At 69.3% G+C, this 17,994-nt stretch carries 20 protein-coding genes and 1 tRNA gene; 16 read left to right on the forward strand and 5 right to left on the reverse strand.

Annotated elements, in window-relative coordinates; all coding sequences use genetic code 11:
• The first annotated feature begins 59 nt into the window (after window positions 1-59).
• The 8 genes from Aph01nite_RS18265 to Aph01nite_RS18300 all read left to right on the forward strand — a co-directional run bounded on the left by Aph01nite_RS18265 (window position 60) and on the right by Aph01nite_RS18300 (window position 6,409).
• Window positions 60-683, forward strand: a complete 624-nt coding sequence (locus Aph01nite_RS18265; protein WP_204042110.1) for a SurA N-terminal domain-containing protein — start codon at window positions 60-62, stop codon at window positions 681-683.
• A 31-nt stretch (window positions 684-714) separates the two neighbouring features.
• Complete coding sequence (locus Aph01nite_RS18270; protein WP_204042111.1) at window positions 715-1,665, forward strand: nucleoside triphosphate pyrophosphohydrolase; 951 nt, start codon at window positions 715-717, stop codon at window positions 1,663-1,665.
• Between the two features lie 51 nt (window positions 1,666-1,716).
• Window positions 1,717-2,994 (forward strand): phosphopyruvate hydratase, encoded by a 1,278-nt coding sequence (gene eno, locus Aph01nite_RS18275; RefSeq protein WP_204042112.1) that lies wholly within the window; start codon window positions 1,717-1,719, stop codon window positions 2,992-2,994.
• Between the two features lie 66 nt (window positions 2,995-3,060).
• On the forward strand, window positions 3,061-3,468 hold the full coding sequence (locus tag Aph01nite_RS18280) for an FtsB family cell division protein (RefSeq protein WP_204042113.1): 408 nt from the start codon (window positions 3,061-3,063) through the stop codon (window positions 3,466-3,468).
• Window positions 3,465-3,962, forward strand: coding sequence for a DUF501 domain-containing protein (locus Aph01nite_RS18285; protein WP_204042114.1), 498 nt, complete (start codon window positions 3,465-3,467; stop codon window positions 3,960-3,962). Before Aph01nite_RS18280 ends, Aph01nite_RS18285 begins: the two co-directional genes overlap by 4 nt.
• 25 nt (window positions 3,963-3,987) lie before the next feature.
• On the forward strand, window positions 3,988-4,962 hold the full coding sequence (locus Aph01nite_RS18290) for a Ppx/GppA phosphatase family protein (protein ID WP_204042115.1): 975 nt from the start codon (window positions 3,988-3,990) through the stop codon (window positions 4,960-4,962).
• A 68-nt stretch (window positions 4,963-5,030) separates the two neighbouring features.
• On the forward strand, window positions 5,031-5,357 hold the full coding sequence (locus Aph01nite_RS18295; RefSeq protein WP_204042116.1) for a PadR family transcriptional regulator: 327 nt from the start codon (window positions 5,031-5,033) through the stop codon (window positions 5,355-5,357).
• The gene (locus Aph01nite_RS18300) at window positions 5,357-6,409 is read left to right on the forward strand and encodes an HAAS signaling domain-containing protein (protein WP_373872305.1); all 1,053 of its coding nucleotides are present in this window, start codon (window positions 5,357-5,359) and stop codon (window positions 6,407-6,409) included. The genes Aph01nite_RS18295 and Aph01nite_RS18300 overlap by 1 nt, the downstream gene beginning before the upstream one ends.
• Here the strand turns inward: Aph01nite_RS18300 and Aph01nite_RS42180 are convergent.
• Window positions 6,333-7,589 (reverse strand): cytochrome P450, encoded by a 1,257-nt coding sequence (locus Aph01nite_RS42180; RefSeq protein WP_275419252.1) that lies wholly within the window; start codon window positions 7,587-7,589, stop codon window positions 6,333-6,335. The two genes, Aph01nite_RS18300 and Aph01nite_RS42180, sit on opposite strands and share 77 nt — an antisense overlap.
• Before the next feature lie 57 nt (window positions 7,590-7,646).
• Here Aph01nite_RS42180 and Aph01nite_RS18310 point away from each other — a divergent pair, with 57 nt between their 5' ends.
• Window positions 7,647-8,423, forward strand: coding sequence for a uracil-DNA glycosylase (locus Aph01nite_RS18310; RefSeq protein ID WP_204042118.1), 777 nt, complete (start codon window positions 7,647-7,649; stop codon window positions 8,421-8,423).
• On the opposite strand, the gene Aph01nite_RS18315 is transcribed toward Aph01nite_RS18310, so the two are convergent.
• Both Aph01nite_RS18315 and cseB read right to left on the reverse strand, forming a co-directional pair.
• A complete protein-coding gene (locus Aph01nite_RS18315) occupies window positions 8,418-9,623 on the reverse strand; it encodes a sensor histidine kinase (protein ID WP_204042119.1) in 1,206 nt (401 codons plus the stop codon). The two genes, Aph01nite_RS18310 and Aph01nite_RS18315, sit on opposite strands and share 6 nt — an antisense overlap.
• Window position 9,624: 1 nt before the next feature.
• A complete protein-coding gene (gene cseB, locus Aph01nite_RS18320) occupies window positions 9,625-10,302 on the reverse strand; it encodes a two-component system response regulator CseB (RefSeq protein WP_204042120.1) in 678 nt (225 codons plus the stop codon).
• 187 nt (window positions 10,303-10,489) lie between these two features.
• Between cseB and Aph01nite_RS18325 the strand changes: the two genes are divergently transcribed.
• The 3 genes from Aph01nite_RS18325 to Aph01nite_RS18335 all read left to right on the forward strand — a co-directional run bounded on the left by Aph01nite_RS18325 (window position 10,490) and on the right by Aph01nite_RS18335 (window position 13,727).
• Window positions 10,490-11,548, forward strand: coding sequence for an acyltransferase family protein (locus Aph01nite_RS18325; protein WP_204042121.1), 1,059 nt, complete (start codon window positions 10,490-10,492; stop codon window positions 11,546-11,548).
• Between the two features lie 183 nt (window positions 11,549-11,731).
• Window positions 11,732-13,057 carry an NAD(P)/FAD-dependent oxidoreductase gene (locus tag Aph01nite_RS18330; protein ID WP_204042122.1) on the forward strand — a complete coding sequence of 442 codons (1,326 nt, stop codon included), beginning with the start codon at window positions 11,732-11,734 and terminating at the stop codon, window positions 13,055-13,057.
• Between the two features lie 597 nt (window positions 13,058-13,654).
• A tRNA-Leu gene (locus Aph01nite_RS18335) sits at window positions 13,655-13,727 on the forward strand.
• A 327-nt stretch (window positions 13,728-14,054) separates the two neighbouring features.
• Here Aph01nite_RS18335 and Aph01nite_RS18340 read toward each other — a convergent pair.
• Both Aph01nite_RS18340 and soxR read right to left on the reverse strand, forming a co-directional pair.
• Window positions 14,055-14,384 (reverse strand): hypothetical protein, encoded by a 330-nt coding sequence (locus Aph01nite_RS18340; RefSeq protein WP_204042123.1) that lies wholly within the window; start codon window positions 14,382-14,384, stop codon window positions 14,055-14,057.
• A 297-nt stretch (window positions 14,385-14,681) separates the two neighbouring features.
• Window positions 14,682-15,134, reverse strand: a complete 453-nt coding sequence (gene soxR / locus Aph01nite_RS18345) for a redox-sensitive transcriptional activator SoxR (protein ID WP_373872306.1) — start codon at window positions 15,132-15,134, stop codon at window positions 14,682-14,684.
• 57 nt (window positions 15,135-15,191) lie between these two features.
• Between soxR and Aph01nite_RS18350 the strand changes: the two genes are divergently transcribed.
• From Aph01nite_RS18350 to Aph01nite_RS18365, 4 genes are all read left to right on the forward strand, one after another.
• A complete protein-coding gene (locus Aph01nite_RS18350; protein ID WP_204042125.1) occupies window positions 15,192-16,037 on the forward strand; it encodes an SgcJ/EcaC family oxidoreductase in 846 nt (281 codons plus the stop codon).
• 227 nt (window positions 16,038-16,264) lie between these two features.
• Window positions 16,265-17,056 carry a Bax inhibitor-1/YccA family protein gene (locus Aph01nite_RS18355; protein ID WP_239161792.1) on the forward strand — a complete coding sequence of 264 codons (792 nt, stop codon included), beginning with the start codon at window positions 16,265-16,267 and terminating at the stop codon, window positions 17,054-17,056.
• 192 nt (window positions 17,057-17,248) lie between these two features.
• The gene (locus Aph01nite_RS18360) at window positions 17,249-17,476 is read left to right on the forward strand and encodes a DUF4287 domain-containing protein (RefSeq protein ID WP_155342170.1); all 228 of its coding nucleotides are present in this window, start codon (window positions 17,249-17,251) and stop codon (window positions 17,474-17,476) included.
• 90 nt (window positions 17,477-17,566) lie between these two features.
• Window positions 17,567-17,980, forward strand: a complete 414-nt coding sequence (locus Aph01nite_RS18365; protein WP_204042126.1) for a PPOX class F420-dependent oxidoreductase — start codon at window positions 17,567-17,569, stop codon at window positions 17,978-17,980.
• The last annotated feature ends 14 nt before the right edge of the window (window positions 17,981-17,994 follow it).

Here is a 17,994-nt window from a genome sequence, read left to right on the forward strand (position 1 = left end):
CCTGGAGCCGCCGTTGGTAAGGTGGCTTCGCCCAGCTCTGGTTGCCGGAGGATTCAATCGTGAAAGCACAGCGTGTTCTGCTGGCCATGGTGGTCGCCGCCGCGACCCTGACCGCGTGCGGCCCGCTCCAGGTCGGAGCCGCCGCCACCGTCGGCGACCAGCGCATCACCAGCGAACAGCTGGACAGCGGGGTGCGGGACTTCCAGGCCGCGATGACCGCCGCCAAGATCCCCGCCGACCAGGTTCAGCTGCCCGGATCCGTGCCGCAGGCGGTCCTGCTGCAGCTGGCCAACATCAACCAGTTCACCCAGGTCGCGGTGAACAACGGGGTGATCATCAGCGAGGGCGACATTGATACGTTCATCGCGCAGCAGGGCGGGAAGGCCGCGGTGGACCAGGCCCTGCTCGGCCGCGGGGTGCCCCCGTCGCTGGTGCGGGACTGGCTGCGCGCCTCCATCGGCGCCCAGCAGATGATCACCAAGCTGGGCGGCGGCAGCGACGAGGCCGCCACCGCGGCGGGGCAGCAGAAGCTCGCCGTCGAGGCCGAGAAGATCCCGGTCAAGTTCAACCCCCGCTACGGCACCTTCGACCCGACCCAGGGCTGGATCGCGAGCACCCGCTTCGGCACGGGCGCCCCGGCCGTGCCCGTGCCGGCGCCGGGCGAGGTTCCGCCCCCGAGCTAACCGGCCGCCCCCGCCCCCGTAGGGTGAGGGTATGCCGCTGATCATTGTGACGACGTCGCCGCGTGTCGCGCCCGGCCTGCTCACCGAGCGGGCCTGGGCGGTGCTCAGGAACGAGCGGGTGCTGACCGGGTCGGCCGACCACCCGGTGCTGCCCTACCTGGAGGGCGTCTCCGCCGAAGTCCGGACGGACCCGGCGGGAGTGGCGGCGGAGAGTCGCGACGGCGTCGTGGTGTGGCTGGCCGCGCAGGACGGGGACGAGGCCTTCCTCCGCGCGGTCGGGCACGCGGCGTTGGCGATGCCGGAACCGCCGGAGATCGAACTCGTCCCGGGTTCGTACGATCTGCCGGGCGCGCGCGTCCTGGACATGGTCACCGTGATGGACCGGCTGCGCCGGGAGTGCCCGTGGGACGGCAAGCAGACGCACGAGTCGCTGGTGCCGTACCTGCTGGAGGAAGCCTACGAGGTGCTGGAGACGATCGAGGCGGGCGACTACCCGGCGCTCCGGGAGGAGCTGGGGGACCTGCTGTTCCAGGTCGTCTTCCACGCCCGCGTCGCCCAGGAGCGCGAGGACGGCTTCGACATCGACGACGTGGCCGGCGCGATCGTGGACAAACTGGTCCGGCGGCATCCGCACGTGTTCGCGGGCCTGGAGGTGGCCGACGCCGACGAGGTCAACGCCAACTGGGAAGCGATCAAGAGGGCGGAGCGGGCCGCGAAGGGCGATTCCTCCCCGCTGGACGGCGTGCCGATGGGCCAGCCCGCGCTCTCCCTGGCCGCGCAGCTGCTCCGGCGCGGCGGCGACCAGGCCGATTTCACGCCGGAGGGGTCCGAGCTGGGGCTGCGGCTGTTCGCCCTCGTACGGGAGGCCCGCGCGGCCGGGCTCGATCCCGAGGCGGAGCTGCGGCAGGTGGCGCGCGCGTACAAGGCCCATGTCGAATCGGGTGTCTCGACAGGTGGACGGAATGCCAGGACCGGCGAGTAGCCCTCGGTAGGCTCTCATAGCAAACTGTCCTTCGATTTCAAGGAGTGCTTCGTGGCTGCCATCGAGGCCGTACACGCACGCGAGATCCTCGATTCACGCGGTAACCCCACCGTCGAGGTCGAAGTCCTGTTGGAAGACGGCAGCACCGGCCGGGCCGCGGTGCCCAGCGGCGCTTCCACCGGCAAGTTCGAAGCGGTCGAGCTGCGCGACGGCGGCTCCCGCTACAACGGCAAGGGCGTGGAGCGCGCCGTGCTCGCCGTCACCGACGAGATCCAGGACGTGATCGTCGGCATCGACGCCGAGGAGCAGCGCATCATCGACCAGACGATGATCGACCTGGACGGCACGGACAACAAGTCCAAGCTCGGCGCCAACGCCATCCTGGGCGTCTCGCTGGCCGTGGCCAAGGCCGCCGCCGCCAGCGCCGACCTCCAGCTGTTCCGCTACGTCGGCGGCCCCAACGCGCACGTGCTGCCGGTCCCGATGATGAACATCCTCAACGGCGGCGCGCACGCCGACTCCAACGTGGACATCCAGGAGTTCATGATCGCGCCGATCGGCGCCGAGACGTTCTCCGAGGCCGTCCGGATCGGCACCGAGACCTACCACGCGCTCAAGTCCGTGCTCAAGGAGAAGGGCTACGCGACCGGCCTCGGCGACGAGGGCGGCTTCGCGCCGAGCCTGCCGAGCAACCGGGACGCGCTCGACCTGATCCTGGTCGCCATCGAGAAGGCGGGCTTCCGCCCCGGCGAGGACATCGCGCTCGCCCTGGACGTGGCCGCCTCCGAGTTCCACAAGGACGGCGTCTACACCATCGACGGCAAGGGCCTCGCCTCGGCCGAGCTGATCGCCTTCTACGAGGACCTGGTCGGCAACTACCCGCTGGTCTCGATCGAGGACCCGCTGGACGAGTCGGACTGGGACGGCTGGCACCAGATGACCGTCTCGCTCGGCTCCCGGGTGCAGCTGGTCGGCGACGACCTGTTCGTCACCAACCCCGAGCGGCTGGCCCGCGGCATCAAGGAGGGCACCGCCAACGCCCTCCTGGTCAAGGTCAACCAGATCGGCACCCTCACCGAGACGCTGGACGCGGTCGAGCTGGCCCACCGCAGCGGCTACCGCTGCATGATGAGCCACCGTTCCGGCGAGACCGAGGACGTGACCATCGCCGACCTCGCGGTGGCCGTCAACTGCGGCCAGATCAAGACCGGCGCGCCCGCCCGTTCGGACCGGGTGGCCAAGTACAACCAGCTGCTGCGGATCGAAGAACTTCTCGACGACGCCGCCCGCTACGCGGGTCGCGCGGCTTTCCCGCGCTACCGCGGCTAGGTTTTGCGTACGGCTTGCGCCTGTTGATCCGGCGCAAGCCGTACCGAACCGGCTTTTGGGGGTCTGATGGCTAAGCGTCCGCAGCTGACCGGCCGGGCGGCGATCCTCGCGGTCGTCGTCTGCGCGATCGCGATGAGCCTGGCCTATCCGGTGCGCGAGTTCATCGCGCAGCGGCGCCAGATCGCCCAGCTGGAGCAGCAGCAGGCCAAAGCACTCGGCGACCTGAGGAAACTGGAAGAGCAGCGTAAGCGCCTGGAGGACCCGGACTACATCAAGCGCCAGGCGAAGGAGAAGCTGCACTTCTGCGAGCCGGGCGCCAAGTGCTACGGCGTCCTGAACGAGGCCGGGAAGTCGCAGGCGAAGGCCGGCAAGCAGGCGGAGGGCAAGGCGCCCTGGTATCTGACGCTCTGGGAGTCGGTCGAGGCGGCCGACAAGGGCGAAGGCACGAAGATCACGGCAACGGGGGAGAAGTGACTGATCCGGCCGATCTGGCGGCGGTGGAGCGGCAGCTGGGCCGCCCGCCCCGGGGCGTGCGCTCGGTGGCGCACCGCTGCCCGTGCGGGCTGCCGGATGTGGTGGAGACCGCGCCCCGGCTGCCGGACGGCTCGCCGTTCCCGACGTTGTTCTACCTGACGTGCCCGAAGGCGGCCTCCGCCATCGGGACGCTGGAGGCGTCGGGGCTGATGCGCGAGATGACCGCGCGCCTGGCCGACGATCCCGAGCTGGCCGCCCGGTACCGGCGGGCGCACGAGGACTACGTGGCCCGGCGGGACAAGGCGGCGGCCGAGGACGGGCTGGAGCCGCTGCCGCGGGACATGCAGACGGCCGGGGGCATGCCCGACCGGGTGAAGTGCCTGCACGCGCTGGTCGGCCACGAGCTGGCCGTGCCGGGGAGCAACCCGTTCGGGCGCGAGGCGCTGGACCTGCTGCCCGACTGGTGGGCCGACGGGCCGTGCTGCGCCGAGTGACACCCCCTTCCGACCGGAGGACCAGATGAGTCGTGTGGCCGCCATCGACTGCGGGACGAACTCGGTTCGCCTGCTGATCACGGACATCGAGGACGGCGTGCAGACCGACCTGGAGCGGCGGATGGAGATCGTCCGCCTGGGCCAGGGCGTGGACCGCACCGGGATTCTGGCACCTGAGGCGCTGGAGCGGACCTTCGCCGCGATGCGCGGCTACCGCCAGCTGATCCGGCGGCACGCGGCGCCGCACCACGCCTATCCGGTGGGGCTGGTCAACTCCGGGGCCGCGCCGGGCGGGCTGGCCTGCGCGGATCTCATGCCGGTCCGGGTGGTGGCCACCTCGGCCACCCGCGACGCCGCCAACCGGGACGACTTCGTCGCGGGCGTACGGGAGATCTTCGGGGTGGAGTCGGAGGTCGTCACCGGGCACGAGGAGGCCGAACTGTCCTTCTCGGGGGCCACGCGGTCGGTCTCCGCCATGGAGTCGCCGTATCTGGTGGTGGACATCGGCGGCGGTTCGACCGAGTTCGTGCTGGGGGACACGTCCGTGGACGCGGCGCTCTCGGTGGACATCGGGTGCGTACGGCTCACCGAACGCCACACCGGCCCCGACGGGCTGGACGTGGCGGGGGTCGTCGCCGACGTGGAGGCCGCCCTGGACCGGGTGGAGCAGGTCGTCCCGATCCGTACGGCCAGGACGCTGATCGGGCTGGCCGGTTCGGTCGCCACGGTCGCCGGGATCGCCCTCGACCTGCCCGAGTACGACTCGGAGAAGCTCCACCACTCCCGCATCCCCGCCGCGCGGGTCCACGAGATCGCAGCCATGCTGCCCGAGATGACCTCCGCCGAGCGCGCCGCGATCCCCGTCATGCACCCGGGCCGCGTGGACGTCATCAGCTCCGGGGCGATCATCCTGGACCGGGTGGTGCGCCGCTACGGCTTCGCCGAGGTCGTCGTGAGCGAGCACGACATCCTCGACGGGATCGCCTGGTCGATCGGATAAATCACCGCGCAGACCGGGATTCCTCGCCGACTTGCCGCTAGTGCGCATTGCACAGTACCGTGCAGTGCGTGGATAGCAGTCAGCTTCTCAAGGGAGTGCTCGACGTCGCCGTGCTCGCCGTGCTCCACGAGCGCGACAGTTACGGCTACGACGTGGTCAGGCGATTGCGCGAGGCCGGTCTGGAGGACGTGGGCGACGCCTCCGTCTACGGCACCCTCCGGCGGCTCTTCCGGGCGGGCTCTCTCACCTCGTACGTGGTGGCCTCGGACGAAGGGCCGCATCGCAAGTACTACGGGCTCAACAGCGTGGGGCGGGCCCAGCTGGCCGCCTCCGCGACCACCTGGACGGCATTCGCCGCGACCATGAACGACCTGCTCAAGGAGGTGCACGCGTGATGGATGCCAACGAGTACGCGCAGGCCGTACGGGACGCGCTCGCCGATCTGCCGGCGGCGGACCTGGAGGAGCTCGTCGAGGACCTGGACGACCACCTGGCCGAGGTGGCGGCGGAGTCGGACGTCCCGCTGGAGGAGCGGCTGGGGCCGCCGGAGGCGTACGCCGCGGAGCTGCGGGCCGCCTACGGGGGCAGGCCCGAACAGGAGGCCGCGACGGCCCGGCCGGGGCTGCGGGCCCGGGTGGGGTCCTGGGTGTCCGGGACGGCGGCTCGGGCGCACGCGCGGGCGTCGCGGTTCGTGCCGTACCGGCAGGCGGCGGGGTTCATGCCGGAGTTACGCCCGGCCTGGTGGGTCCTGCGGGGGTACGCGCTCGGGCTGCTGCTGGTGTCGATCTCGACGACGAGCACGCAGTTCGTGCCGGAGAGCATCGGCGCGTGGCTGTTCACGCTGGCGGCCGTCTGGGTGTCGGTGTGGGTCGGGCGGCGGGGTGGCGAGGGCCGCTGGCGGCGCACACTGCTGGTCGCGGCGAACGTGGTGGCCGGGGTCGCGGTGCTGGTGGGCATGGTGGCCGTGGCCGAGTGGAACGGCCGGGGGCCGGCCGAGTCGCGGGTGCAGATGGTCGAGGTCGGCCTGGCGGGCAGCGGGGTCTACAACATCTATCCGTACGCGAAGGACGGGACTCCGCTGCGGAATGTGCGCCTCTACGACCAGGACGGCAGACCGATCACCCTGAATCCGGAGATGAACGGATATTTCATAGATCGTCAGTGCATGCAGGAGCCGGCGCCCGCCAACGAGTACCCGCTGCCGCTGACGTCCTTCACGGACGCGTACGCGGGGCCGCCGTTCCCGGCACCCACCTCGACGGTCTGCCCGGTGCCGGCACCAGGGCCCACGGCCGTGCCCACCGGCGCGCCCATCGTCCCCAGGGCGGTTCCCACCGGGCTCGACATGCCCGTACCCGCGACGCCGGAACCTACGGTGACCCCGACCCCGGCCCCAGCCCCGTCTCCTTCGCCGTCTCCTTCGCCGTCTCCTTCGCCGTCTCGTTGAGGCGGACCGGCAGGGTGAACAGGCCCCGCATGATCGCGCTCGGCCACCAGGTGAGCTCCTCCGGCGGGGTGGCCAGCGTGAGATCGGGGAAACGGCGGAGCAGGCTTCCGATCGCGGCCTCGCCTTCGATCTTGGCCAGGGCCGCGCCGATGCAGTAGTGCGGGCCGCGTCCGAACGCCAGATGCGGTTCGCCGATCCGGCCCGGCGTGAACGCGTCCGGGTCGGGGAAGACCGCCGGGTCCCGGTTGGCGGCCAGCAGGGCGACCAGGATCGGTTCGCCGGGAAGCATCTCCTGGCCGCCGATCGTCACGGGCTCGGTGGGGAAACGCCAGGTCGCGTTCCGTACGGGGCCGTCGTAGCGGAGCATCTCGTCGATGACGTCCGGCAGCGACTCCGGATCGGCCCGTACGGCGGCCAACTGCTCCGGATGGCGCAGCAGGGCCAGCATGCCGTTGCCGATCAGGGCCACCGTGGTCTCGTGGCCTGCGATCAGCAGCAGGAACGCGGTCGAGGTCAGCTCGTCGGGGGTGATGTCCGGGCGCCGTACCAGCTCGGTCAGCAGGTCGTCGCCGGGATGGGTGCGCTTGCTCGCGACCAGGTCGGCCAGGAACAGCTCCAGCGCGTCGGTGGCCTTGCCGATCTCCTCCACCTCCGACGCGGCGGCCGAGTCGATCACCGAGGCGTGGCGGTGGAACGTGGCCCGGTCCGCCTCCGGCACCCCCAGCAGATCGCAGATGATCGCGATCGGCAGCGGGTACGCCAGGTCGGCGATCAGATCGACCTCGTCCTTCCCCGCCATCGCGGCCAGCAGCCCGTCGGTCAGCTCCTGGGCGCGCTCCCGCAGCCCCGCGATGCGCCGCGGCGTGAACGCGGCGCTGACCAGCCGCCGCAGCCGGGGATGGTCGGGCTGATCGGCGTTGATCATGTGCCGGGCCAGTGACGGCCGGTGGTCGAGCGGCAGCCCCAGGCTCGCGGCCCGCCACTCGGGCGACCCTCGCTCCGGATCCTTCGCCAGCGACGGATGCGTCAGCGCGGTCACCGCGTCCTCGTAACGGGTGACCAGCCAGGCCTCGCAGCCCGGCAGCGGGATCCGGGTCACCGGCGCGTTGCGCCGGAGCCAGTCATAGGCGGGGTACGGATCGGCGTCGAACGCGGGGCCGTACATCGGGGGGATAGACACGCCGCATTCCTACCCAACTCCACGCTGACCGGATCACGCGGCTGGCACGCTGGGGTCATGAGTTGCGTACCTCCGGGGACCGGTTGGCCCGATGATCCCGCCTCCGCGGATACGCCGGTCGCGCATGATCCGGCGGAGGTGGTGGAACTGGCGCGCGGGAGCCGTACCCTGGCGGAGCTGGTGGCGCGGGAGTCGGTCTGCCGGGCCTGTCCGCGGCTGGTGGAGTGGCGGGAGGAGGTCGCGGAGGTCAAGCGGCGGTCGTTCGCCGAGGAGACGTACTGGGGGCGGCCGGTCCCGGGGTGGGGGGACGACGATCCCCGGGTGCTGATCGTCGGGCTGGCTCCGGCGGCGCACGGGGGGAACCGCACCGGGCGGATCTTCACGGGGGATCGGAGCGGGGACTGGCTGTTCCGGGCGTTGCACCGGGTCGGGCTGGCCGCGCAGGAGACGAGCACGCACGCCGGGGACGGCCAGCGGCTGATCGGCGCCCGCGTGATCGCGACGGTCCGGTGCGCGCCGCCCGCCAACAAGCCCACGCCCGTGGAGCGGGACACCTGCGCGCCCTGGCTGGAGCGGGAGCTGGGGTTCACCCGGCCGAAAGTGATCGTGGCGCTGGGCGGGTTCGCGTGGCAGGCGATCTGGCCCGCGCTGCGGGCGGCGGGGTATCCGGTGCCGAGCCCGCGCCCGGCGTTCGGGCACGGCGTCGAGGTGCCCCTCGGGGACACGGTCCTGCTCGGCTGCTACCACCCGAGCCAGCAGAACACCTTCACCGGCCGGGTCACGGCCGAGATGCTGGAGACGATCTTCGCCAGGGCGCTCGAACTGAGCTCATGACAGGCGCAGGGTGGCGATCGCGCCGCCGTCGGGGGCGTTGCGGAAGGTCAGGTCCGCGCCGATCACCCGGGCTTGTCCGGTGGCGATGGTCAGACCCAGGCCGTGCCCGTGGCCGCGTTCAGCCGCGTTGGTGCGGAACCTTTGCGGACCATTTGTGAGCAGGAATTCGGGGAATCCGGGCCCGTGGTCGCGCACGGCGATCGTGGTGCCGGTCACGGTGATCTCGACCGGCGGGCGGCCGTGGCGGTGGGCGTTGACGACCAGGTTGGCGATGATCCGGTCCAGCCGGCGCGGATCGGTACGGACGACCGGAGCGCCGGTCACCGTGAGATCCGCCTGAAGTCCCGTCCGGCGTACGGAATCCTCGACCACCTGGTCCAACGGCACCGCGGCGGTTTCGGCGCGCTCCGCGCCCGCGTCCAGGCGGGAGATCTCCAGGAGGTTCTCCACGAGGGTTCGCAGCACCCGCACTCGGTCCCGTACCAGGTCGGACGCCTCGCCCTCCGGCAGTAGTTCGGCGGCGGTGACCAGGCCGGTCAGCGGCGTACGCAGCTCGTGGGCGACGTCGGCGGTGAAACGCTGCTCGCTGACCAGCCGCTGTTGCAGGGCGCCCGCCATCGAGTCGACGGCCACCGAGATCTCGGTGATCTCGTCACCCGGCCGGCCTCGGGGGAGGATGCGGGCGTCCAGGTCGCCGGCCGCGATGCGCCGCGCCGTCCCGGCCACCCGCCGCAGCCTCCGGTTGGGCAGTTCGGCGGCCAGCGCGGCCAGCGGCACGATCACGGCGAGGACGGCCAGCGAGGCCTTGACGATGCTGCGGTCCAGCGCCGACAGGCTGCGCACCTCGGAACCCATGTCGACCTGGACGGCGAAGACCCCGTCGTTCAGCGGCTGGGCCGCCCACATCCACGGGATCTCCGGGCGGCGTTTGTCGTAGTAGGTGCTGGCCTGTCCCGTGAGGCGTACCTGCGCGAGAAGCTGGTGCGGGATCACCCCCGGATCCTGTTCCGCCGTCGTCTCGCCGGTGAGGCGGTAACGATCCACCTCGGTCCACAGAGCGGTCAGGGCCCGGCCCTCGCCGTCGCTGATCGAACGCTGGTAGGTGCTCCGATGGACCAGCAACCCGACGGCCAGGGTCACCGCGCAGGCGGCGAGGGCCACCAGGACGGCGATCTGCCAGCGCAGCGAACGCCAGTTCATGTCAGCGCTTCAACTTGTAGCCGAAGCCGCGGACCGTCTCGATGCGATCGGGTCCGATCTTCTTGCGCAGGCGCTGCACGCAGAGGTCGACCACACGGCTGTCGCCGTCCCAGCCGTAGTCCCAGACGTCGCGCAGCAGCGCCTGGCGGTCCAGCACGATGCCCGGCTGGGCGGCGAACTCCAGGAGCAGCCGCAGTTCGGTGGGGGTCAGCGCGATCAGGTCATCCGCTCGGCGTACCTCCAGGGCTTGGGGGTCGATGGACAGGTCACCGAAGATCAGCGCGCTGGGCTGAGGCGTCGGCGTGAAGGAGGCACGGCGCAGGAGGGAGCGCATTCTGGCCACGAGGATGGCGGTGTCGACCGGTTTGACGATGTAGTCGTCGGCGCCGGCCTCCAGACCGGAGACGACGTCCAGCGCGTCCCCCCGGGCGGACATCATCAGGATCGGCACCTGGCTGAACTCCCTGATCCTGCGGCACAGGCCGATGCCGTCGAGGAGGGGCAGCATCACGTCCAGCAGGAGCAGGCCGGGCGGGCGGGATCGGAAGAGCTCCAGGCCGGTGAGGCCGTCCGCGGCGGTGGAGATCGTGTAGCCGTAGCGCTCCAGCGCCATGGCGAGCGCCCTGCGGATCACCTCGTCGTCCTCGACGAGCAGCACCGACGCGTGGTTATCCGACATTCATCCTCAAACGGTGTATTTGGTCCACTGGCGAAGATATCCGGACTCCTCTGGTGGGCGGTCGCTGATACAGGGCTGATACAGGACCGAGCGGGCGTGGATACACGGTCACCGCGGAACGGACATCCGCGCGGCGCAGGGTGGCGGGGCGCGCCGACGTGGCGTGCCGAACCCTGGAGGTGCTGCCGTGAGTCCAGCCCGGCTTCCCTGGGCCGACACCGCCAAAGGCGGGTGCATCCTGCTCGTCGTGCTCTGGCATGTGGTCGTGAAGCACTATTTGCTGATCGACTGGCCGTCGCCGGTTCCCGGGGTCTGGGGAACGCTGACCGAGCAGCTGGTGCCTCTGCGCATGCCGCTGTTCTTCACCATCTCCGGCATGTTCGCGGCCGGTGCGGTGGGGCGTCCCTGGCGGGTGCTGACCCGCTCGAAAATCGCGAAATTCTTCTATCTGTACGCACTGTGGTTGCTGATCCACACGGCTCTGCTGGCGCTGGTTCCCGGGTTCGACACGGCTCGGGCGGATGATCTCGGGGAGCTCCTGGCGCAGCTGACGGTCACGCCGAGCAATCTCTGGTATCTGCAGGCGCTCGCCCTGTACTTCGCCGTCGCGAAGGCGGTCCGGCGGGTGCCGGTGGGGCTGGTCCTGGGGGTGGCCTTCGTGTTGTCGGCGATCGCGTCCGCGGGGTTGCTGGAGGTGCCGGGTAACCGGGGCGGTGTGTACCAGAATCTGTTCTTCTTCCTGGCCGGGCTGTACTTCCGGCCGTGGATCGAGCGGATGGCGGCGAGCGCGACCTGGGCGCGGCTGGGTGTCGTCGGTGCCGGGTACGCCGGGGTTCTCGCGGTGACGGCGGTCACGGGCGCGCGGGATCTGTTCGGGGTGTGGCCGGCGGTCTGCGTCGTCGCGACGGCTCTGGGGGTGACGGCAGCCGCGCTGATCAGCCGATGGGGTGCCGTGGGAGGTGCGCTGGCGAGGCTCGGGCGGGCCACGTTGCCGGTCTACATCATGCACATGCCGTTGCTGGCGTTGTCGCATCTGGCGTTGGTCGGGCCGCTCTCGGCCGACCTGGACGGCAGGCTGCGGGTGGTGCTCGCCGTCGCGGAACCGGTGGTGCTGAGCGCCCTTCTGGTGTGGGTCTGCCTGAGGTCGCACCGAGCGCTGCCGGCGGCCGGGGGAGGGTGGCTGTTCGATCTGCCCGCGTGGAGATCGGCCAGGCGGGCCCGGACGGGCGTGCCGGACCGCTTGTGAATCGTTTCACGAGTGTGAAGTCCGTCACGCCACGAAAAATCAGTCGATCTTCGCCCAAGAAACCGCAGGCTGGCGTGCTGCTTCCGGAAATGTCGCCTATGTTGCGAGGAGGGCGATTGGTGTGGATCGCCGGGATGACATAAGCTTGTGAATGCTTTCACAAGCAAGCGAAGGGCACCTGTGGTGAACCTCAAGTCGAAGCACATCCTCATCGTCGGCGGCGGATATGTCGGCATGTACACCGCCCTGCGCCTCCAGCGCACGCTCCGCCGCGAACTCCGTTCCGGCCAGGTCCGCATCACCGTCATCAACCCGCAGTCGTACATGACCTACCAGCCGTTCCTGCCGGAGGCCGCGGCCGGCAACATCTCCCCGCGTCACGTGGTCGTCCCGCTGCGCCGGGTGCTGCCGAAGGCCCGCATCCTCAACGGCCGGGTCTCCAAGGTGCACCACGGCCACAAGTCGGTCACCTTCGAACCGCTGGTGGGCAGCCCCCGCGAGATCGAGTACGACATCCTCGTGATGGCCGCGGGCTCGGTCTCCCGTACGCTCCCGATCCCCGGCCTGGCCGACGCCGCCATCGGCTTCAAGACCATCGCCGAGTCGATCACCCTGCGCAACCGCGTCCTGGGCCTGCTCGACCGCGCCGAGTCCAGCGACGACCCCGAGGTGCGGCGCCGCGCGCTCACCTTCGTGGTGGTCGGCGGCGGTTACGCCGGCATCGAGGCGCTCGCCGAGCTGGAGGACATGACCGAGGACTCGATCAAGTACTACCCGACGATCAAGCGTGAGGACCTGCGCTGGGTGCTGATCGAGGCCAGCGGCCGCATCCTGCCCGAGGTCGGGCCCGAGATGGGCGAGTGGACGGTGGAGGAACTCCGCCGGCGCGGCATCGAACTGAAGATGAACACCTTCCTGGAGTCCTGCGTCGGTGGCCTGGTCAAGACCTCCGACGGCGACGAGTTCGAGTCCGCCACCATCGTCTGGACGGCCGGCGTCAAGCCGTCCCAGATCGTCAACTCCGGCGACCTGCCGCTGGACGAGCGCGGCCGCATCAAGACCACCACCCGCCTGACCATCACGGGCGTCAAGGACGCCTTCGCCGCGGGCGACGTGGCCGGCGTCCCCGACGTCACCAAGGCCGGCGAATACTGCGCCCCCAACGCCCAGCACGCCGTACGGCAGGCCAAGGTCCTGGCCGACAACATCACCGCCCACCTCCACGGCCGTCCCCTGCGGGACTACCGCCACCGGTACGCGGGCTCGGTCGCCGGTCTCGGTCTCTACCAGGGCGTCGCCAACGTTTACGGGGTAAAGCTTCGCGGTTTCCCTGCGTGGTTCATGCACCGCACGTACCATCTGTCCAGGGTGCCGACGACGAACCGCAAGGTCCGCGTGGTCGCCGACTGGACACTGTCGCTGTTCTTCAAGCGGGAGACCATCTCCCTGGGTTCCATCGAGAACCCGCGCCAGGAGTTCAAGGCCGCGGCCGCCGGCCAGAAGCGCTGACCCGGCACCCTCAGGGCACGACCGACGGATCCCCCTCCTCGGGCGTCGTGCATGGATTCCGCATGCACGCACGCGAGGGGAAACAGCCATGGGTCACCACGAATCACCCACACCCCCCACCCTGCGACACCCGGCCTCCGCCGGGGCGAGGCGCCCAAGCGCCGTCCCCAGCCACCTGGGGAACAACCAACGAGTTTCCCGGGGGGCGGCTGCTCCGCGGCGCGCCAGTTTTCGATACGTTTTGACCGTGCATCGCCCTGGCCGACCTGAGATCGCCCCGTGAACCTGTCCCCCGCCCCTCAGCCCCCCGCTCCCTCGCCCGGCACCCCCCATCGAGCGAGCCCCCGTCCGCATGCCCACCCCTTCCCAGCGGCCACCCTGCCCCAGGGGCTTTCATCCCTTTCATGGCGGTTACGCACAGTTCACGAAGACTAGTGAGAAATCACCTCACGCCGACCCCTTCCCATGCCCCTCCAAGACGGCATATTTCTCGACAGGGCAGCCGATTCGCGTGCCCGAGATGCTGTCTAGAGGGAGTACTTGCGGCGTAAAGTCTCACCAGTTACAGATGTGCGCTCCGTGACGTATGATCGCGGCGCCCCCGTAGCCCAATGGCAGAGGCAAGCCCCTTAAAAGGGCTGTGTTGCGGGTTCGACTCCCGCCGGGGGCACTCTCCGTGACCACCCAAAAACAGCCTGTGACCTGGCATTGTTCCGGTCACAGGCTTCTTGCTGTCGCATCCGGTTGTGTACGGCGAAGAGCGCCGTTCTGCGGCTGCGAGGCACTTCGCGTAGAGCTTGTCGACGACTGGCAGTCTGCGATCCCTGAAAGGGCTGTGCGTGCGGGTTCGACTGCCTTGGGCGCTGTCCGTGACCACATAAACAGCCTGTGACCCGGTGTTTCCTGGTCACAGGCTGCTCGGTCTCATCCGGTTGGGTGCGGTGCCAGGCGACCCTCTACGGCCGGACGGGCCCGATAGGGGCCGAGTTCGCGGTGGCTAGCACTTGGCCTTGCCCGCTTCGTACCCGGCGTCGTAGCCGTGGACGTAGGCCGCATCCTCAATCGTGGGGGCCATCATGCTCACGCCGGGTTTACACGAGGCTTTCCCTGCCGCGTATCCTTCGTTGAAGCCGCTCGCGCACGTCTTCTTGTTTTTGCCCTTGAAGTTCTTCTTGCACGTGGGCGGTACCCTCTTCGAGGTTTTCGTGAAGTGATTTTCGCCGGTGCTCGCGGAGGTCGGAGCGGCCGAGGCTGATGCGATGTCGATCGTCCCGAACGCTAGGGCGGCGATCAGGGGACTAGCGAAGAGTAGACGTTTTCCGCGCAACTGCGTCTCCTTCCGGCGCCGTTTCGGCCAAGCTGATCCAGCCGAGGACACAGCGCCTGGGAATGGCTCGAAAGAGCCGATCTCATGAAGGCAAGGTAAGCGGCTGAGGTCGCTACTCACTCCTTTCTGGTCTTTCGTTCTCTCCTATCGTGCGAGTCGATTTCTGCGCCTGTCTAGACACATGACCTCGATCTAGTCCCGATTTTCACTGTTGGCTGCGAATTTTCGACTCCATGGCTGAACACAAGGGGGCCATTCGCGTTTAGCCGGGCAGATCTTCGCGGTGCGTCGGGTGGGTCACTCGTTTGGCGTCGTCAGCCGCCGGGCGCCCGGACCCTCGCGGCCGAGCCGGTCGGCGGGGTTCGTGTACGGGCACGCCGTCAGCGAGAGGCAGCCGCAGCCGATGCAGTTCGCGAGGTTGTCGCGCAGCGCGGTGAGCCGTTCGATGCGCGCCGAGAGGTCCTCCCGCCACTCACGTGCGAGTCGGGCCCAGTCGCGTTTGGTGGGCGGGGTGTCCCTGGGCAGCTGGTCGAGCGCGTCCTTGATCTGTTTGAGCGAGATTCCCAGGGTCTGTGACGCGCGGATGAACGCCACGAGGCGCAGGGTGTCGCGGCGGTACTCGCGTCGTCCGCCCGCGGTGCGCCGGCTGCGGATGAGTCCGAGGCTCTCGTAGTAGTGCAGGGTCGACACGGCCACGCCTGCCCGTTCGGCGACCTGACCGGGTTTGAGCCAGACGGCTTCCGGGCTCAACGCGTCCACACCATCACCTGTTGACGTCAAGTGCACTTGATGAAGTTGACTCTAGCCATGCACACCATCGCACCTGAAGGGGCGTCGTCTCACGACGTCGAGCGGCTCGTCGAACTCGTCGCCGTGATCGAGCGCACGCAACGGGAGGAGGACGTCGAAGGCTTCCTCGCGCTCTTCGACGCGGACGCGGTCTGGGTCACGGGCGGCGGTCGCCGCCTCGTCGGTCTGGACACCATCGCCGCGTTCACCCGATCGGTGCTCCCCGGGGCGATGGCCGACGCGAGCGTACGGTACGACGTCGAGCACATCCGGTTCGTCACCCCCGAGGTCGCGCTGACGGCCGTACGGCAGGAGTACCTCGACGCCGAGGGGAAGCCCCTCACCCCGCGATCGCTTGGCCTGCCGAGTTATCTGTGGCAGCGCGGCGCCGAGGGCGACTGGTCCATCGTCGCGGGGCAGAACACGGGGGTGCCCGCGGAGGCGACATCCTTCGGCCCCGAGGACGCCGCGGCCCTGCGCTCGATCGTCCGTGACGTACAGGACGGATTCAATGCCAACGACGCCGAACTCATGACCGCGCATTTCGCCTCGGACGCGATCGTGGTGAACGCCCTCGGCACGGTGCTCCGTGGCCGCGACGCGATCGTCGAGGCGAGCCGTGCCGGGCTGGCCTCGGGATTCCTCCGTGACTCAACCGCGTACTACCGGCTCGCCGACGTCTCGCCTCTCACGGACGACGTGGTCACCGCGACGAAGGACGCGTGGTCGGACGAAACGGCGGCCCGTGCGGGAGAGAGGCCGGAGATGACGGCGCTGTACGTGTTCGAACGCCGTGACGGCCGCTGGCTCATCGCGCGCCGGTCGAGCACGCTCCTGGCCGGCGGCCGGGGGGACCAGCCCTGATCGACGGTCTGGAAGGGGGCGCGCGCCAGGCTTTCGGCCGGGGGCTAGGGGTGCGGCGAGCTTGATGGAGCGGCCGGTGAGCAGTGGATATGAGAAATTCGCGGGCGCGGGAACTACGGCGGGGGTTGGCTCGTTGGGTCGGATGGTGTAGTGGCTGCTCTTGCGGGAGTCCCACGCACAAGGGAGCATGGCCTAAGCGCTGATCATGTAGTCCGCATCGTGGAGGAATGGTGGAGAGCAGGAACCCGATATTCAGTCGGCGGGGAAGCGTCGGCCAGCAGGGCTGGTCGGGGGCCGCGCCGAGCCCGCAGCAGTTGAACGAGATGTACAACGCGCCGTCCTACGCGCCGCCGACGACCACGCGCACCATGACGATGGACGACGTCGTCATGAAGGGCTTCATCGTTCTGGCGGTGATCCTCGCCTCCGCCGGCACCGCGTGGTACCTGGGCTGGGGGATCGGGATCGGCATCGGGGCCGCGCTGGTGGCGCTGGTGCTCGGTCTGATCGTGTCGTTCACCCAGCGGCCGAACCCGGCGCTGGTGCTGGGCTACGCGCTCTTCGAGGGTGTCTTCCTCGGCGTGATCAGCAGCTACTTCAACGCGCGCTTCCCCGGGATCGTGCTGCAGGCCGTGCTCGGCACGATGATGGCCTTCCTGGGCACCCTCGCGGTGTACTCGCTGAAGATCTTCCGTCCGACGCCGAAGTTCACCAAGTTCGTCATCGGCGCGGCGTTCGCGGCGCTCGGTCTCATCCTGGTCAACTTCATCGCGAGCTTCTTCGTGGACGGCGGGCTCGGCCTGCGTTCCGGCGGCCCGCTGGCGATCGCCTTCAGCGTGGGCATGATCCTGCTCGGCTGCTTCTTCCTGCTGCTCGACTTCGACCAGATCAACGAGGGCGTGCGGGCCGGGGTGCCGGAGAAGTTCTCCTGGCTGATGGCCTTCGGCCTCGCGCTCAGCCTGGTCTGGATCTACCTTGAGGTCCTGCGCCTGCTGAGCTACTTCAGCGGCGACGACTGATCGTCACGGCTTGGCCGTACCAGGACAGGACGCCTTCCGGGAGACCGGGGGGCGTCTTGTTTTTTGGTCAAGAGACACCCAGGGCAACGAATGATCAACATCTCGTAACGAATGGATGCCTAATGGGGTCTTGTCAAGCCCCGGTGAGTGAGGCAGTGTCAACCAAAAGGAGCCTTACCCGTGGAGGTGCCCATGTCGTTGAACCACTCACCGGAGACACAGACAAAGCTGATCGCGCGCGTCCCGTCCATTACCGGTCGCGAACTCCCAGAGTGGTTCCAAGCCATCGACAACGGCCCGGCTTTCCTGCGCTGCGACGAACGCGCCAACTGGCTCGCGGACGAGCACGGGCTGACCCACGGCTACGCTGCCGCCATCGTGCTGGAGCACGAGCGCCGGCGCCGCGGCCACTTCTTCTAGACCCGAGAATCAAGGAAAGATCGCGCCCGTGCCGCCTGTCGGTGCGGGCGCGTGATCGTTCCCACGTGATGGGGCGGGCATGATGGGGGCATGGATCCAGCCAAAGCCATCGAATTCATCCGCGCCCGCAACCACCGTGCCGTCCTGATGACCTGGCACACCGCCGGCCGTCCCCAGATGTCCCCGATCACGGTGGGCGTCGACGCCGAGGGATATGTCGTGATCAGCAGCCGCGAGACCGCCGTCAAAACACGAAATATCCGGAAGAATCCGCAGGTGTTTCTGACGGTGTTGAACGACGGCTTCTACGGGGACTGGGTGCAGATCGAGGGCACCGCCGACGTCCTCGCCCTGCCCGACGCGATGGAGCCCCTGGTCGAGTACTACCGGGGCATCAGCGGCGAACACCCCGACTGGGACGACTACCGTGCCGCCATGGAGCGGGACCGGCGCGTCCTCATCCGCGTACGGATCGAGAAGGCCGGCCCCGACTTCCAGGGCTGACAGAAACTCAGCAG

Origin of the sequence: Acrocarpospora phusangensis, assembly GCF_016862995.1 — a bacterium.
Taxonomy (GTDB): Bacteria; Actinomycetota; Actinomycetes; order Streptosporangiales; family Streptosporangiaceae; genus Acrocarpospora; species Acrocarpospora phusangensis.